Origin of the sequence: Clostridioides sp. ZZV14-6387 (assembly GCF_020657835.1) — a bacterium.
Lineage (GTDB): Bacteria > Bacillota > Clostridia > Peptostreptococcales > Peptostreptococcaceae > Clostridioides > Clostridioides difficile_A.
This window is the reverse complement of the sequence record NZ_JAGWCW010000019.1, coordinates 1-17,564: the sequence shown is the minus strand read 5'-3', so window position 1 is coordinate 17,564 and position 17,564 is coordinate 1. Positions and strand designations below refer to the sequence as shown.

The following is a 17,564-nucleotide window of genomic DNA, read 5'->3' as shown; positions in this document are numbered from 1 at the left end:
TCATCTTTTCTTTTATGGTAATCCTGGGAACATCGTAAACATAAGAACTGCTACTACGGTTCCAATAATTGGGGTCAAAACAGTCACCCAAAATATTGGCATATAAGCATCTTTATGTGATTCTTTACATAGACCATTTGTTACAGTAACGATATATCCGTTATGAGGAAGTGAATCTAATGCTGCTGATGAAATTGCCATAGTTCTAGTTAATGCCGCTGCAGAGACACCCTTAGCTAAAAATACTGGTCCAAGAAGTGGAGCTGCGATTCCAAGTCCACCTGAAGCTGACCCACATATACCTGCAATAACTGTAGTTCCAACGGCAGCTCCTGCAATAGGAGGTCCAGGAATATTAGTCATAGCATTAACTATAAAGTCAAAACCAACTGCTGATTTTACAACTGAGCCAAATGCAACTACAGCACAAGTATTGCATATTGCTACTACTGTAGTTTTACATGCATCACCAACATGTCCAACTATTTTGGAATTATCTTGATATTTATTTAACAATAAATACACTAATAACGCTCCAATAAACACTCCTACCTCAATTGGTACTATTGCTTGTCCATTAATTTTTACATTAATTATTAATATTGATACTATTAATGGAATTAGCGCAATTAGACCATTAGGACCATTTCCTCTCTTAGAATTAGTTGCTGCTACTTCATCAAATATATCTGATTCATGTGCTATAAAATGCCCACCATTGGCTTTTTCTTTTGAAACCATTCTATATAAAATGATGCTTCCAACAACAAACATTACTGCACATGATATAAATCCATTTACTGCACCAGCCATAATGTCTGTCCCTAATGTTGAAGCTGGAACAATATTATGAATCTGTGGTGCTCCTGGTGCAACCATTGCAAAAGTCGAACATCCAAAAGTCAAGGCTGCTGGTATAAATCGACGTGGTAAATCAGCTTCTTTAAATATTTCCAAAGCTATCGGAAACACTGCAAAACTTACAACGAAAACACTTACTCCTCCATAGGCTAATATTCCACAAGCTATTGGAATAGAGAGTAATGCTTTATCCTTACCAATCCATCTTACAATCATCTTAGCAATAGATTTCGCTCCACCAGTAATCTCCATTATTTTTCCCATTAAAGTACCTGTTAGGAAAATAAAGAAATTCGCCTGGAGAAATCCAACAAAACCTGCCATATAATCCACCTTGAGTGCATTATATACATTTAGATTTCCTGTTATAGCAACTAGTAGTGAACATACAATTGCTATTATAAAAATATTTACTCCCCTCATAACCATTACAACTAGAAGGGATAGGGCTATAATAATCCCTACTAAACTTATAATTACTCCCGCATTCATAAATTAACTCCTTTTAAAATTAAACTCTGTGTGTTTCTTCACGAAATTTAGATTTTGAATATTTTCTACATTTATTCCAATTTGGTTATAATAGCTACTTATTCTCAAAAACTGGCTTTCTCTTCTCTATAAATGCATCCATACCCTCTTGTTTATCTCTTGTAGCAAAAGTTAAACCTGCAATATCTTTCTCTAGTTCAAGAGCATTTTTTAAATCCATATCTATTCCTTTATTAATAACTACTTTTGCATATCTTATTGCTATTGGTGCTTTTTCAACTATTTGATTCATCATCTTCATTGCCTCTTCTAAAAGCACATCACTTGGAACTACTTTATTAATAAGACCAATAGATTTAGCTTCTTCTGCATTTACTTGCCTTCCTGTAAAAATTAATTCTTTGGCTATCCCAGTTCCAACAAGTCTTGATAATCTTTGAGTTCCACCAAAACACGGAATTACTCCTAAATTAACTTCAGGCTGTCCAAATATAGCCTTTTCTGATGCAATTCTAATGTCACAACTCATAGCAAGTTCACATCCACCACCTAGTGCATATCCATTAACTGCTGCTATTACTGTTTTCTCAAGAGCTTCAATTTTGTCAAAAATCCCTTGTGCATAACCTGCATATCTTCTGCCTTCTTCACTTTTATAGTTTTGCATCTGACGTATGTCAGCTCCAGCTACAAAAACTTTACCTTCTCCAGTAATAATAACTCCTAATATTTCCTCGTTTTCTGATATTACATCAATAACTTGAGATAACTCTCTAAGAGTGTCATTATTAAGAGCATTTAAAGCCTTAGGTCTATTTATAGTAATAACACAGACTTTATCCTTAAGTTCTACCTTAAGATTTTTCAAATTTTCCATTTCAAATCCCATCATATTCCCCCCATTATACATTGTTATTTTTTCTACATTTCTTGTTGATATATATTAGCAAGTTCTACGCCAACTTCTATTAAATTCCATTATTTTTGTTAAAAAATTGTTTTTTTTAATGAAATAAACAAAATATACATAAATTTCACTAAATTTTTAATAGGTTTTGGCTTTAAAACTGATTAAATCATAATTTATTAAAGAATTTTTCTGCAATAAAATCCATAAAATCATATTTTTGTCTCATTTTTGAGAATATAGTCTCATTTTTGATACTTTACTACGTATTTGTCTCAATAGTATAGATTTCTTAACGCTGTCATAATATTATTGTTTTATAAAATATATTTTTATAGAACAATTTTTATAAATATAAAAACACCTCTGAACCATATTTACATATTATTATGCAAACATGGTTTAGAGGTGTATACATTTCTAAGATATTAGAACATTTATTCTTCTATTTCCCAGTTATGATATATATCTTGAACATCATCATCTTCTTCAAGCATATCAACTAATTTATTCATCATTTTTAAATGAGCTTCTTCAGTTAATACAGTTGTAGTTTGAGGTATCATCTTTACATCAGCAGATATAAACTCATACCCTTTAGCTTTTAACTCATCGCGTACAGCAGAAAAATCTTCTGGTGTAGTTATTATTTCATAACCGTCTTCTTCTGTTATAAAATCCTCAGCTCCTGCTTCTAATGCAATATCCATCAATTCTTCTTCTGAAATTCCATCTCCTGAACCAACTAATATCTGTCCTTTTTTATCAAACATAAAAGACACACATCCACTAGTTCCTAAGTTTCCTCCATTTTTATCGAAGTAATATCTAACATTACCAGCAGTTCTGTTTTTGTTGTCAGTTAAAGTTTCTACTATAACTGCAACTCCACCAGGACCATAACCTTCATAAACTATAGTTTCATAGTCATCACCAGCACCTGCTCCGGCACCTTTAGCGATAGCTCTATCTATATTATCATTTGGCATATTATCTGCCTTAGCTTTTTCTATAGCTGTCTTTAAAGCTGCATTATACTCTGGGTCTGCTCCACCTTCTTTAGCAGCAACTGCTATTGCTCTAGCATGTTTAGTAAATATTTTTGCTCTTTGAGCATCTTGTTTACCTTTTCTATTAATTATATTACCTATACGTCCCATATTTCCACTCCTTAATACGTACAATTAGTTATTCTAATTTTTATCACCTGTAAATTTTATCACAAATCTTTAAAATAGTAAATTAGAACTTAGGAGGTTGTGCAGGCGTTTTTCTCTTATGTTCACTTATTCTATGAAGTCTTTCAATTATCTCTTGGTCTCTTTGAGGAACTTCATCTAATCTACCTTGCAACACAGCATCTATCATATTGTAAGTAGTTCCCATTTCATTTTCATCTGTTTGACCTTCCCAAAGACCTGCAGAAGGAGCTTTATTTATTAAATCTTCATGAACACCAAGTTCTTTTGCCCATTCATACACTTCGCCTTTAGTTAAATTTGCAATTGGTAAAATATCAACTCCACCATCACCAAATTTAGTAAAATATCCTGTGTGTATTTCTGCAGCATTATCTGTACCAACAACTAGATATCCTAGATTGTTAGCAATTGTATAAATAGTACTCATTCTTACTCTTGCTCTTAGATTTGCATCTGTCATTTTTAAATATTCTTCTCTATATAAATGTTTCTCTTTTAAATTTCCTACTACCATGTCTAATATAGCACTTTGTGGTTCTATAAGGTCTAAATCAAGGTATTCTATATCACAACCTTCTATAACCTTAAGTGCATCTTCTCTATCTTGAGGATTACTTTTTATGCTCATTATAACTCCCATAGAGTTTTCTGGAAATGCCTTTTTAATTAAATTAGCAACTACTGCTGAATCAATTCCCCCAGATACACCGACAATTAATCCTTTTGCATTTGCCTCATTAACCTTATTTATAAGCCATTCTACAGTTTTGTCTATTTGTATTTTTATATTTGACATTGTTATCTCCTCTCAAATTTGCTACTTTGTTTTAATATATTATACCATATATTAATATGTTGTTTTAATATGTTTTTTTTTATGCAAAATTACGTAAATATGAAATATTATATTTAATCTTACTTTTATATAAATATAATTTGCCTATTTTGGTAAAACTATTTCAGAAGGTGATTTTTATGAAAAAAACTGATGATTTAAAGAAAAAATATCTTGATTTTAGTTTGAAAAATACGATAATTGGAGTTTTTACAGGGTTTATAAATGGAGTTTTTGGGTCTGGAGGAGGTACTCTTTTAGTTCCAATATTAAATGACATCGTTAAGGTAGAAGAACATAAATCTCATGCAACTGCTCTTTCTATAATAATTTTCTTAACGACAGCAAGTTCTGTTTTATATGTATCTAAGGGTACTTACGACGTTAATTTGACAATAAAGGTTGCTGTTGGAAGTATTCTTGGTGGTATCATAGGAGCAAAACTACTAAATAAAGTTACTGGAAAGTTTCTTAGGATTTCTTTTGGAATAATCATGATAATTGCAGCATTAAGGATGGTGTTCTAATGTTATTTGCTTTAATTGGATTTTTTGCAGGGATTATCGGAGGAATGGGAATGGGTGGAGGAACCATACTTATACCTGCACTAGTTTTACTTGCTGGTATAGATACTAAAATAGCTCAAAGTGTAAATTTACTTTCATCTATCCCTATGACACTTATAGCATTGGCTATACATATAAAAAATAAAAATGTAGTTTTTAAATTGGTTATACCCATAGCTGTATTTGGGGTCTTAGGTGCTATATTTGGTTCACTATTAGCTAATTATCTATCTTCAGATATACTAAAGAGAATATTTGGTATATTTCTGCTTCTAGTTGGCTTATTTGAAGTAAAAAAAGGATTCTGTGCAAAATCTAATAAAAAGCCATTAAATTGATTTAGATTAAAACAATTTAATGGCTTTTCATTTTAAGATTTCATTTTAAGATTTCATTTTAAGATAAAAATTGAATGTTTAATATAACTATTTTTTTTAATCTTTTTAGATTACAATAATATTTCTCCATTTTGTTCAGATAAATAAAATTCTTCTCCTAAAACTATTTTTCCTGTTCCATTTGTTATATCAACCATTTTTTCTGATAAATTTTCCACATCTTCTAATTTCGAATATACTATTATCTCAACATTATCTTCATATATTGTATCTTTTATAAAATACCCCAAATTCATTAATTCATTTTGTACTTTTCCAAGTTGAGTATAATCTATTTTAATCTTAACTTCTTGATACATTACCTTATAAATTATCTTTCCTGCTTCTAACCCCAACTTAGCACCTTTTGTATAAGCTCTAACTAGACCACCTGCACCTAATTTTGTTCCTCCAAAATACCTAGTAACAACAACTGCTACATCTCTTAAATCTTCTTTTTTTATAACTTCTAATGTAGGTATACCTGCGGTTCCTTGTGGCTCTCCATCATCACTGTATCTTTGTATATTCATATTTTGCCCAACTGTATAAGCCCATACATTATGAGTTGCATCTTTATGCTTTTTCTTTATTTCATTTATAAATTCTAGTGCTTCATCTTCACTCTTTATAGGCTTAGCATATCCAATAAAAACAGACTTTTCAATTGTTATTTCATCAGTTCCAAATTCATGTAATGTCCTGTAATTGCTCATTATAATTCCTCCTATTTTAATCATTTTCTAAGATATACATCAAATATGTATTTATATATAAAATTATTCTACTAAAAAATAGATAGATTTTTATCACTTCTTTAATCAATGTTATAAAACAATTATATAATAAAATTGTATACTTTTTAATTTTTATTTCAAATATAGGTCACTAATTTTAGATATAAATTACTAAAAATTTAGATTTCTAAATTATAATCTAAGCAAACTATCTAATTTATGTTTAAAATATTTTCAATTAAAAAAGGAAGGGGCTAACCCTTCCTCAGAATTCTCTAAATTCACTATTAATTTGCTGGAACATCATCGCCCTCTGAAACTAATTTTTTTAATTCTTTAAACTTTTTATAAGATACTTCTACTAAAGCTTGCTCTTTGTGATGTGACAACATTTCTAAAGCATCTTTTACTTTATAAAATCCACCTTCTTGGAATTCAGGAGCAAGTACACAATCAGTGTTACAAGCTTCCATAACATACCACATTATTGCATTACAAACTTCTTGTTGTCTACTTCTTGAGAAAAATTCATACATAGTATCGCCAGCTACATCTATCATTTTAGCATCTATGCCAGTTTCTACTTTAACTCTTTGAACAGCACTCTCATATGGAAGTCCTCCTCCAAGTATTTTTCCTTTTGGAAGTGTCCATTCACCTCTATCATTTTTTACAATAAGTACTTTATTAGCATAAAAAACTACTCCACCTGCACAACGTCTTACTATCATTTGAAACCCCTCCCATTAATTTATTTATTACCTTGTTAAACTCTAGAAATACATCGTTAAGTAAACAAATTGCTTTAATAAAAAATTACTTTTTCAAATTTTTCGCATCTTCCAATGCTTTAATGGCTTCGTCATAAGCTCTAAGCACATACTCTTTTTCAAAATTCTTATTCTTGTCTTTCAACTGCTGTAAAATCTTTAGACTGTTTTCATCTCCTAATTTTGAAAGAGCTTTTGCACAATACTGCCTAGTTTGTGCATTTTTATCATAGAGACCTTTTTGTAATACTTCTCTACTAATTGGTGATTCAATCTTTCTGATGGCTGAATAAGTTATCCTTCTAATATCTGAGTGTCTGTGGTTTGTGAGCTGATGAAGTAATTTTAAGAATCTATCATCTTTTAGCTCACCTGTCGCCCAGATTAAAACAATTAAATCTTCAGCATTTTTTTCCACAAGGATTCTTTTGAAAACCTTTCTCTTAAAGTATACCATTTTTTCGTCATCTAAGCTATCCATAAAATCAAGTCTCTTGATTTTATCTAATTCTAAAAATTTATCCAAAATATCTTTAGATGCCTCAAAATCCTCTTTTTGCAATTCTTTTATTTTCAATTTTGCTTGTATAAGTTGCTCGCTTGCTTCAGTATTTGAAATATTTCTAATCTTACTAATTTGAGATACTGTTTTAGATTCTTTATAAAGAAGATAGGTTATAAAATAATCTTCGAGATTATCTATGTTTTCCCAATTAATATCCATATTCAACCTATTTTTCTAATATGTACTCTCTATAGATATTAAAATCTTCTTCATCCAAGTTTACATCTAATGCTATACCATTTTCCCCATACTCAAAATTCTCCACATTATATTTATCTTTTATTCTACTAAATATATCACCTCTCTCATAAGGTAACATTAAGCTTACTGAATAAGTATTTTCCATTAAAGCACTTTCTATCAGATTTAATAGCTTATCCATATTTATGCCTTGTTTAGCAGAAATATACACAATATCTTCTTGACTTTTAGGATATATATCCAATTCTAGCTTATCGACCTTATTATATACAAGTATATGTTTTTTATCATTTACACCAAGTTCTTTTAATACACCTTCAGTTGTACTTTTTTGCAATTCATAACTAGTATTTGTTGCATCAATTACATGCAGAATTAAATCTGCATACTGTACTTCTTCCAGTGTTGCTTTAAATGCCTCTACTAAATCATGGGGAAGCTTACTCACAAATCCAACAGTATCTACTACTAAAAATTCTTTCTTATTTGGTAAAAGTGCCTTTCTTAAAGTTACATCTAGAGTTGCAAAAAGCATATCTTTTACAAAAACTTCTTTTTCTTGTTCATAATCCTTGTGTGTCTTTATTAATTCGTTTAATAGGGTAGATTTTCCTGCATTTGTATACCCAACAAGTGCTACAATTGGTATATTTGATTTTAAACGTTTAACTCTCTGTGTCTCTCTATTCTTCTTTACTTCTCTAAGTTCACGTCTTATATCTGCTGCTTTATTAAGTATATGTCTTTTATCTATTTCTAGTTTTTGTTCTCCAGGACCTCTAGTTCCAATCCCTGCACCTGTCCTACTCATCTCACCACCCATTCCATAAAGTCGTGGTAATCTGTATTTTAGTTGAGCTAATTCAACCTGCAATTTACCCTCTTTACTAAGCGCCCTTTGAGCAAATATATCCAGAATCAAGGTAGTTCTATCTATTACTTTTCTTCCAACAACATTCTCTATATTTCTGATTTGAGCACCAGATAATTCATCATTGAAAATTACTAAAGTAGCATCTAGTGAATCACTATATGCTCTTATTTCTTCTACCTTACCTTTTCCTATATAATAAGCTGCATCTATGGAGTGCTTGTTTTGAATTAAGCTACCTACAACTTCTGCACCAGCAGCTTTTGTTAATTCCTTTAATTCTTCCATGGATTCACTAGTGTCTATATCATCACTTTTTTTCACTATTGTCGTCAAATTAAGACCTACAAGAAGTGCTCTCTCTTGAATTTCTTTCACTTAATCACCTCATTTTTTGTTATAAAACATATTATAATTGCAAAATATATTTACATTATTTTTCTGTTGACTAATTATACCATTAATACTATGATTAATAGTACTATATTATCAACTATTAATAAAAATATTTAGTATAATTATATTATCACCAAAATCTTATATAGTTATAAAAGATTTAAATTTTATTTAATTTAGGAGGAAAATATGGGCGAAAATTATAAGTTTTTTAATCACAAAGATTGTGAATTTTTCCCTTGTCATAAAACTAATAAACCAGAAGAATTTAATTGTTTATTTTGCTATTGTCCTTTGTATGCTTTAGGAGAAAATTGTGGTGGAAACTTCAAGTATACAGATAAAGGTATCAAAGATTGCAGTAGTTGCATGCTCCCTCATAAAAAAGATAATTATAATTATATTATGGGGAAATTTCAAGATTTAGTTAAAATTACTAGTAAAAAATAATTTCTCATTAGAAATAGCTATGCACAAATATTTATTAACTACTCTTAGTCTAAATATTATTACATAGCTATTTTTATTGTATAACTTTAGTCTATCTCATTTTTAATTTAGTTGATTTGCATAACTTATATATTACAAAAAGTAATATACTTACTAATAAAATCAACATTAAAATCATCACACCAGCATGAAAAAAGAATTCTTCTGGCAATATATTTATAACTGGGTCTAAATCTGGACTAAATATCCAGTAATCATTTCTAAATAATAATTTATGAAAAATAATAAATGATTTTTCAAAATTCAATAAAACTGGAACTGCCAATAATAATGGCATAATTATAAGCGTTATTGATGTAGTTTTTAAAATTTTTATATTTTTATTTTTTGCATTAAATATAATTCCTATTAAAGATACTATCATTAGTACTTTAGCTAGTTTATTGATGTTTTGAAATATATTTCTCACTTCTTCAAAATGTATCTTTCCCTGTGGAGAAGATTTTAATGTGGGTAACTTAAACTCAGACACATTCTTATTTAGATTATAATCAATCAGATAATCGTAGTTTAATTTTATATCATCCTTAGATAGACCAGATAACTCTGATATATTTAGATAATCAACATCAAAATAATATAGTTGTTTAAACCCAACAGTAAAATTAATAACTCCTACTATTATAACTATACTTATACATATTGAAAAAAGTATATTTAGAAATTTTTTCATGAAATCCCCCCAGTAATAAATTAAAGCACTACACTATTTTAGTTGTAAAATCTTCTATATTCCATACATCATCAACAATGTCTGAATAAAATTCTGGTTCATGACATACCAAAAGAACTGTTCCCTTAAATTCTTTTATGGCTTTCTTCAATTCATCTTTCGCTTCAACATCTAAGTGATTTGTAGGCTCATCTAGTACTAAGAAATTTATATTTTTTAGCATTACTTTACAAAGTCTAACCTTTGCAGCTTCTCCTCCACTTAGTACTCTCATTTGACTAGTTATATGCTCATTTGTAAGTCCACATTTTGCAAGAGCTTGTCTAACTTCAAAGTTTGTAAGTCCTGGGAATTCACTCCAAATTTCATCCATAGGTGTATTACTATTTTCTTTTGAACTCTCTTGTTCAAAATATCCAACTTCTAGATAATCACCTAACTTAACACTTCCTTCAAATGGTTTTATTATTCCAAGTAAAGTCTTTAATAAAGTAGATTTTCCAATACCATTCATTCCTTTTAAAGCTATCTTCTTTCCTCTTTCTAAATGGAAATTAAGTGGCTTTGTCAATGCTTCATCATATCCTAAAATTAAACTTTCTGTTTCAAAAATTATCTTACTTGCTGCTCTAGCATCTTTGAAAGAAAAAGTAGGCTTTATCTTTTCTTTTGGTCTTTCCAATATTTCCATCTTATCAAGTTGCTTTTGTCTACTGTTAGCCATTCCTCTAGTTGCTACTCTAGCCTTATTTCTAGCTACAAAGTCCTCTAATCTTTTTCTTTCTTCAACTTGTTTATCGTAAGCTTGTTCTTCTTGACGTTTCTTTATGTCATTAAGTCTTACAAATTCATCATAGTTTCCTTTATATCTATTTAGTTCTCCATTTTCCATATGGTATATTACGTTACAAGTATTATTTATAAATTCAATATCATGAGAAACTAGGACAAAACTATTTTCATACTCTTGAAGATATCTAGTAAGCCATGTTATATGTTCTTCATCTAAATAGTTTGTAGGCTCATCTAATATAAGAATAGTAGGATTTTCAAGTAGAAGTTTAGTAAGAAGTACTTTCGTTCTCTGTCCTCCACTTAGGTCAGTTACATCTTTGTCAAGACCAATCTCTCCAAGACCAAGACCATTTGCAACCTCTTGTATCTTAGCATCTATCATATAAAAACCACTATTTTCAAGTATAGTTTGTATTTCTGCCGTTTCTTCAAGAAGCTTACTCATCTCATCATCATTAGCTTCTCCCATTTTGTCATACATAGCAATCATTTCTTGCTCTAAATCAAACATATGCTTAAAAGCTTCTCTAAGCACTTCTCTTATTGTTTTACCTTTACTTAGAACTGTATGTTGGTCTAAGTAACCTACTGTGGCTCTTGAAGACCATTTTATATTTCCAGCATCTGGCATAAGCTTTTTTGTTATTATATTTAAAAAACTTGATTTTCCTTCTCCATTAGCGCCAACTAGTGCAATATGTTCACCTTTTCTAAGTCTAAAAGATACATTTTCTAATATTGTTCTAGCACCAAATCCATGACTCACGTTTTCTACTACTAGCATTCTAACACCTCTCAAAAAAATTTTACACATTCTATACTATAATATATTCTTTTTAAACTTAAATCAAGTATTACCAATATTTTTAGTTATATTTACAACAATTTAACCTAGAATAATCTTTATCTTTATATTATGTACAATAAAAAATAGAGATAAAAATTAGGAAAATAATACCAACCTAACTTTTTCTCTATTTATACTCTATTTAAAATACTCATCTAATCCATCTGCAACACATTGCATCATTTTTCTTTGATATTCTGGATTTGACATCATTTGGTCTTCATTGTAGTTACTCATAAATCCCATTTCTACTAATACAGCTGGAACTTTTGACCAGTTGAATCCAGTCAAATCTCCTCTTTGAACGATTCCATTAATTTGTATTCCAGCTTGTTCCATATTTTGTTTAATAAATTCAGCACATTTATTACTATCTTCATATATAGGTGCTGTATATTTTCCATCCTTTTCAGGAATTAATATGGATGCACCAGTTTTTGAAGAATTATTTAAACTATCTGCATGTATTCTTACAACCATATCTGCTTTTTTATCATTAGCAAGTATCGCTCTTTCTGAATTACTTATATTTATATCATGAGTCTCTCTAGTCATTATTACATTATAACCTTTAGATTCTAATATATTTTTTAAAACAAGAGATGCTTCTAAGTTTAAAACATATTCTGGTTTTTTTGTAGCAATACCCTCTGTTCCTGAAGATACTCTCGCTTTTTGAGAGGAAGAACCTGGAGCTACTGGTTCTAAATTGCCATCGCCTTTTCCCTGATGTCCTGGGTCTATACAAATTAAAAACTTTTTATTTTTTTGAGTTTCATTTTTATTATCTGATGATTTATTTTCTGATGACTTTTCCTTATTGCTTTTTGAATTTGATTTGTCTTTATCTTTTGTATTTTCATTTGAGTTTTTATCTTTATCTGCTTTTTCATTTGTAGTAGTTCCTGAACTAATTAAATTTGTAGTCTTGTAAAAATTACTAACAGGATTTGATGTTCCTATAATTATAATTCCCATGGCAATTATACAAGTAACTAACAATCTATATTTTTTCATGTTTTGCTCCTTTCTAATGATAGACAGTTATTATTTATTTTAATTTATATGAATATGTATCTATTTTATCATATACACTCTTTATTTTATTTATTTTTATGAAAACTAAGGTGTTATTGAGTCAGTTTTCCAAGCATTAAAAACTAATTCTTGCACAACATAATACAGAAGCAGCAAGAAAACTTCAATTCTATTATTAAAATAATTTAATAAGAAAGAGGTGTTTTATGCAACTTAAAAATTTTTATTTTAAAGATAAAGCTTTAAATAAAAGAACTAACTTAGCTAAGTCTAAATTTACAATTGTTTTAACTTTTTTATTTTTATTATATTTTTTCTCAAATAATTTAATTTATGCACAAAATTTACAAAAAAGTGAACCTGAATATTTAATACCAATTGGAAATGTACTTCAAATCGATGCAGAACTAAAAAATATTATTGTTAGAAATCCTGGTGAAGCATCTCCACTTAGATTAGGTGATGCAATAGTAAAAGTAAATAATGCTGAGATTGATGGATATAGTGACTTTGTAAATACCCTAAATGCTTTACCAGAAGAAAAACCAGTATCTATTTTATTAAATAGAGGTGGTCAACTTATAACAATGAAAACGACTAAGCACATATTAGAAAAAATTAGTTTTAATAATTTACTTTCTGGGTTTGCTACTTTAACATATATTAATCCAGAAACATCAGAATTTGGTGCTGTAGGTCATCCAATAAGTGTTGGTAATGCAAGAAAGATACCTATTAAATCTGGTTCAATTTCTACAACAAAACATCTTAATATAGAAAAATCTTATAAAGGTAGTGTTGGATGTATAAATGCAAAAAGAGAAAATATTATTGGTAGTTTTACAGAAAATACTGATTTTGGAATAAGAGGTCAAATTAACAACTTTGATATTGCTAATTTAACAAAATATAAAGTAGCTTCTTTAGATGAAGTTAAAACAGGAAAAGCTCAAATAATTTTACAAGATAATTTTAATGAATGTAAAAAATATAATATTGAAATTATAGATATAGAAAACCAAAAACATCCAGAAAGTAAAAGTTTTAAAATTAAAATCACAGATAAAAAACTTTTATCTCAGACTGGTGGTATTGTACAAGGGATGAGTGGTACTCCAATAATTCAGGGTGATAAAATAATCGGAGCAGTCTCTCATGCAATTGAAAATGACCCAGCTGTAGGTTACGGTGTATTTATTAAGTGGATGTTGTAAATAATATAGATAAATAGTAATTTAAATATTAAATATATGATTAATAATATATTTGGTCTAAATGTAATCTATTTACACCATAGACCAAATATATTAAATATTTTACATAGTATAAAATATAATTTTTTATTGAAATTATATTAATATTATTTACAAAATTTTTATTTATAAACTACTTTTTCAAATTTATTTAAAAATATAGAAATTTATATTACTTATTAGCATTCTTTCCAGTGTTAGGTAAAACATTGCCTAGATTTTTTTCTGGTATATTTACATAACTTTCTGGAACATCACCTACTATTATAGTTTCACAAATAGGTATTTGTGCTTTGATTTGTTTTGTTGAAGTTATAAGTGGTATTACTACTTTAACTTGTGTCTGAGCTTCTAAATATATTCTATGTCTTGTTTGATTGATACCTGACGATTCAAATTCCGTTTTAAAGTTTACTGATACCGTTCCTATAGGTTCAATAGAAACTTCAAGCCTAGGACCGTATTTGGCTAATATAGGACTTCCTAATGCTGTTCCTATAGGTATGTAAGAACTTGCTGTCTTAGCTTTTTTTAATTCATCCTGTATTTCTAAAGCTATTGCAGAGGCAATCTCATTCATCATTATAGTATTTGCTTGTATCATAGTTATTTTGCCATTGTTATCAAGCTGTATATCCATTAAATCTTCATAGTTTATTTTTCCTTCTACCATTTCAGCAACAGCTTTATTTATGGACCTATTTGCTAATTCAAGAGCTTTAGTTTCCGCCAACACTGTTATTGTTGGTCTTAAAGTTTTATCTATATATATAAAACTGCCTATAAATACAGACAAGAAAAGAATTAACAAAAAAATAGCTACAATTTTTCTAAATTCATTTTTCTTTTTTCTATCTACTATTCTATTCAAAATTATCCCCTCCTATTTATTTATATGTAGCTTTAGCATAATTTTTATAATATTTGTCAAAAATAAATAAAATAAAAATATAGACTTTTTAATACATTATGTTTATACATATTTACAATGTACAGAATATTATAGCAAATTCATTTTTTCTATTAATTACAAAACTACTCCTATTTGTGTTATAATATTGCATTAAGTAAGGAGGTTAAAATCTTATGAATAACGATAATGATAAAAATGGAAATAAAATTAGAAGAAAAAAAGTTAGCTCCTCTAGTAATACAAACAAACCAATTAATAGAAGTTCAGCTAACAAAACTCGTTCAACAAAAAACAAGAAAAAATCTAAAAAAAGCGATAAATTTAGAAAACTGAGAGTATTTGGTATAGTATTTTTAGTTTTACTAGTTGTTGGTACTGCTGGTACTGCTGGTTTAGTATTTGCATCACTGAGAGATGTCTCTCCAGTTACAGAGGCTGTCTTGGATAAACAGACAAACCAAACAACTACAATTAAATACGCTAATGGAAAAACATTATCTACAGCTCCAAGTGTAAATAAAAAGACACCTGTTCCATTAGATAAGATTTCAAAGCATCTTCAACATGCTGTAATTGCAATAGAAGATGAACGTTTTTATGAACATAAAGGTGTCGACATTAAAGGTTTATTTAGGTCAGTATTAAAGACTCTTACAGGTACTAAACAAGGTGGTAGTACTATTCCTATGCAGGTATCCAAAATGTTGTTAACAACTGAACAACAAACTCTACCTCGTAAAATAAAGGATATCTACTATGCATATGAGATGAGTAAAACAGTAAGTAAAGATAAAATACTAGAAACTTATTTAAATAACTTTTTCGTTGGTAGAGGTCTAGCAGGTGCTGAGGCTGGTGCACGTGGTTATTTTGATAAGTCTGCATCTGACCTTACTATAGCTGAGTCAGCACTTCTTGCTGGTTCAACTAAAAATCCATCAAAATTTTCAGCTTATAAAACTTCTAAATTAGATGGAAGTGAAACTAAGGGTGATTTAGAAAATAAATTATTATTTTTTGTTAACACAACTGATGATGATTTAGATGACCCTACAAAAGTAGACTTTGATATGATTGAGAAAATAAATTCTTGGGAACTTATATCTAATGATACTTATAGACAATTAAAAGCAGGTACATTAGTTGTAAGAAAAGCTGTAAGTAATCCAGAAGCTAAGAAAAGACAAGAAGTTGTTCTAAAGAAAATGTTAGAATTAGGATATATAAAGCAAAGCGAATATGATGAAGCAATCAAAGCTAAAATAGAAATAAAATTACCTAAATCATCTGACAAAGTTTCTTCATCTGTAGAAGACCTTATTGAAAGTGAAGTTATAAATGCTCTAATGGAACAAGGACATACAAATGATGAAGCTCAAAACCTATTCTACAATGGAGGTCTAATTGTAAATACAACTATAGACCCTAAAATGCAAGATGCTTTAGAAGAAGAATATGATAAAAATAGCAATTTCCCAGGACATATGGTCGGTCCTGATGGAGTTAGTCAACCGCAATCTGCAATGGTAATCTTAGATTATAAAAATGGTGAAATAAGAGCACTAGCTGGAGGAAGAAATATAAGTGGTAGAAAAACTTTAAACCGTGCTACTAACCCTCATCAACCAGGTTCTGCTATAAAACCTCTGGCAATTTATACACCAGCTATTGATACTTTAAAAATTACACAAGCAACCTCTCTAAGTGATGCTAGAGGAGGATATAAGTTTGAAGAGAATACTAAATGGAACCCAAGAACTACTACTGCTGGTCATGGTTCTATGAGTTTACGTAGAGCTCTTGCTAAATCTTCAAATACAATAGCTGTAAAAACTGCTGAGATGCTTGGAGATTCTTATGATGAATGTATAGATATAATGATGGACTACTTAAAGAACTTTGGTATAACAACTGTGAAGAATAGTCAGTCAGGAGCAACTGATAGGCAATTCCCATCATTAACACTAGGTGGTATGGCAAATGGTATTACTCCACTTCAGATGGCTGCTGCTTATGGTACATTAGCAAATCAAGGAGTTTATGTAGAACCATCAATTTTCACTACTATAACTACTTTTGATGGTCAATTATTAGTTAAAAATGCTCCTGAAGAACATAAAGTTGTAGAACCCGAAGTAGCTTATGTTGTTACAGATATGTTAGAAAGCGTAATTACTGAAGGTACTGGTGGTATAGCAGCACTTCCAAATGGAATGCCTGTAGCAGGTAAAACAGGTACTACAAATAGTGCATATGATGCTTGGTTTGTTGGTTATACACCTTATTATGTTGGAGCAACTTATATCGGAGATGATGCTGGAAGAAAAGATGATTCTGGTAACACCATAAAACGTAGAGAAGTTCCTCGTGGAAGTACTAGTACTGCGAAATTATGGGAAAAAATTATGTCAAAGATACATGCTAACTTAACAGTAACTGAATTTGAAGTTCCTAAAAATGTATATTTTACAAAAATTAATTTAGATGATGGAGGAAAGCAGTCTTCTGGCTCTAAAGCAGCATTTATTGAAGGTACTGCTCCTACTAGAGTAAGTTCTCAACCATCATCTGAAGATACAAAGAAACCAGATAACAATCAACAAGAAGAAGATAATAACAACAACAATAATTCAGGTAATAATGGTGGTGGCTCTACTCCTCCTGATAATGGCGGAAACAATAATGGTGGTGGCTCTACTACTCCTGATAATGGTGGAAATAATAATGGTGGTGGCTCTACTACTCCTGATAATGG

Annotated in this window: 17 protein-coding genes; 5 read left to right on the top strand and 12 right to left on the bottom strand. The window is 29.5% G+C overall.

Translation table 11 applies throughout. The features are described from left to right. Window positions 1–12 precede the first annotated feature (12 nt). The 4 genes from KGF38_RS12935 to nadE form a co-directional block, all read right to left on the bottom strand. Window positions 13–1,353, bottom strand: coding sequence for a GntP family permease (locus tag KGF38_RS12935; RefSeq protein WP_074179200.1), 1,341 nt, complete (start codon window positions 1,351–1,353; stop codon window positions 13–15). A 94-nt stretch (window positions 1,354–1,447) separates the two neighbouring features. Next, on the bottom strand, window positions 1,448–2,245 hold the full coding sequence (locus tag KGF38_RS12930; protein ID WP_407811898.1) for an enoyl-CoA hydratase-related protein: 798 nt from the start codon (window positions 2,243–2,245) through the stop codon (window positions 1,448–1,450). A gap of 452 nt (window positions 2,246–2,697) precedes the next feature. Beyond that, window positions 2,698–3,420, bottom strand: coding sequence for a YebC/PmpR family DNA-binding transcriptional regulator (locus KGF38_RS12925; RefSeq protein ID WP_074179199.1), 723 nt, complete (start codon window positions 3,418–3,420; stop codon window positions 2,698–2,700). A gap of 82 nt (window positions 3,421–3,502) precedes the next feature. Then, window positions 3,503–4,258 carry an NAD(+) synthase gene (gene nadE, locus KGF38_RS12920; RefSeq protein WP_054269432.1) on the bottom strand — a complete coding sequence of 252 codons (756 nt, stop codon included), beginning with the start codon at window positions 4,256–4,258 and terminating at the stop codon, window positions 3,503–3,505. A gap of 170 nt (window positions 4,259–4,428) precedes the next feature. Here nadE and KGF38_RS12915 point away from each other — a divergent pair, with 170 nt between their 5' ends. Beyond that, the gene (locus tag KGF38_RS12915; protein WP_413926756.1) at window positions 4,429–4,824 is read left to right on the top strand and encodes a sulfite exporter TauE/SafE family protein; all 396 of its coding nucleotides are present in this window, start codon (window positions 4,429–4,431) and stop codon (window positions 4,822–4,824) included. Next, complete coding sequence (locus KGF38_RS12910; protein ID WP_054269430.1) at window positions 4,824–5,201, top strand: sulfite exporter TauE/SafE family protein; 378 nt, start codon at window positions 4,824–4,826, stop codon at window positions 5,199–5,201. Before KGF38_RS12915 ends, KGF38_RS12910 begins: the two co-directional genes overlap by 1 nt. Before the next feature lie 110 nt (window positions 5,202–5,311). On the opposite strand, the gene KGF38_RS12905 is transcribed toward KGF38_RS12910, so the two are convergent. The 4 genes from KGF38_RS12905 to hflX all read right to left on the bottom strand — a co-directional run bounded on the left by KGF38_RS12905 (window position 5,312) and on the right by hflX (window position 8,762). After that, window positions 5,312–5,956, bottom strand: a complete 645-nt coding sequence (locus KGF38_RS12905; protein ID WP_074179197.1) for a YigZ family protein — start codon at window positions 5,954–5,956, stop codon at window positions 5,312–5,314. Between the two features lie 308 nt (window positions 5,957–6,264). Beyond that, window positions 6,265–6,708, bottom strand: a complete 444-nt coding sequence (locus tag KGF38_RS12900) for an NUDIX domain-containing protein (RefSeq protein WP_003437525.1) — start codon at window positions 6,706–6,708, stop codon at window positions 6,265–6,267. Between the two features lie 85 nt (window positions 6,709–6,793). Then, window positions 6,794–7,471, bottom strand: coding sequence for a HEAT repeat domain-containing protein (locus KGF38_RS12895; protein ID WP_054276079.1), 678 nt, complete (start codon window positions 7,469–7,471; stop codon window positions 6,794–6,796). Between the two features lie 7 nt (window positions 7,472–7,478). Further along, window positions 7,479–8,762 carry a GTPase HflX gene (gene hflX / locus KGF38_RS12890; RefSeq protein WP_054276078.1) on the bottom strand — a complete coding sequence of 428 codons (1,284 nt, stop codon included), beginning with the start codon at window positions 8,760–8,762 and terminating at the stop codon, window positions 7,479–7,481. 207 nt (window positions 8,763–8,969) lie between these two features. Between hflX and KGF38_RS12885 the strand changes: the two genes are divergently transcribed. After that, entirely contained in the window at window positions 8,970–9,230 is a 261-nt protein-coding gene (locus KGF38_RS12885; protein ID WP_003418451.1) for a cysteine-rich small domain-containing protein, read from the top strand. A 91-nt stretch (window positions 9,231–9,321) separates the two neighbouring features. Here the strand turns inward: KGF38_RS12885 and KGF38_RS12880 are convergent, their stop codons facing one another. The 3 genes from KGF38_RS12880 to KGF38_RS12870 all read right to left on the bottom strand — a co-directional run bounded on the left by KGF38_RS12880 (window position 9,322) and on the right by KGF38_RS12870 (window position 12,622). Continuing rightward, window positions 9,322–9,963 (bottom strand): TIGR01906 family membrane protein, encoded by a 642-nt coding sequence (locus KGF38_RS12880; protein ID WP_054269426.1) that lies wholly within the window; start codon window positions 9,961–9,963, stop codon window positions 9,322–9,324. A 28-nt stretch (window positions 9,964–9,991) separates the two neighbouring features. After that, window positions 9,992–11,542: an ABC-F family ATP-binding cassette domain-containing protein gene (locus tag KGF38_RS12875; protein ID WP_054269425.1), complete on the bottom strand. Its 1,551-nt coding sequence runs from the start codon at window positions 11,540–11,542 to the stop codon at window positions 9,992–9,994. A 201-nt stretch (window positions 11,543–11,743) separates the two neighbouring features. Continuing rightward, window positions 11,744–12,622, bottom strand: a complete 879-nt coding sequence (locus tag KGF38_RS12870; RefSeq protein WP_054269424.1) for an N-acetylmuramoyl-L-alanine amidase — start codon at window positions 12,620–12,622, stop codon at window positions 11,744–11,746. Between the two features lie 227 nt (window positions 12,623–12,849). Between KGF38_RS12870 and KGF38_RS12865 the strand changes: the two genes are divergently transcribed. Next, window positions 12,850–13,857 carry a SpoIVB peptidase S55 domain-containing protein gene (locus tag KGF38_RS12865; RefSeq protein ID WP_054269423.1) on the top strand — a complete coding sequence of 336 codons (1,008 nt, stop codon included), beginning with the start codon at window positions 12,850–12,852 and terminating at the stop codon, window positions 13,855–13,857. Between the two features lie 211 nt (window positions 13,858–14,068). Here KGF38_RS12865 and yunB read toward each other — a convergent pair whose 3' ends face one another. Then, window positions 14,069–14,767, bottom strand: a complete 699-nt coding sequence (gene yunB / locus KGF38_RS12860; protein ID WP_054269422.1) for a sporulation protein YunB — start codon at window positions 14,765–14,767, stop codon at window positions 14,069–14,071. 215 nt (window positions 14,768–14,982) lie between these two features. On the opposite strand from yunB, the gene KGF38_RS12855 reads away from it, so the two are divergent. Next, window positions 14,983–17,564, top strand: a 2,582-nt coding sequence (locus KGF38_RS12855) for a transglycosylase domain-containing protein (protein WP_227832444.1), incomplete at its 3' end; no start/stop codon positions are given.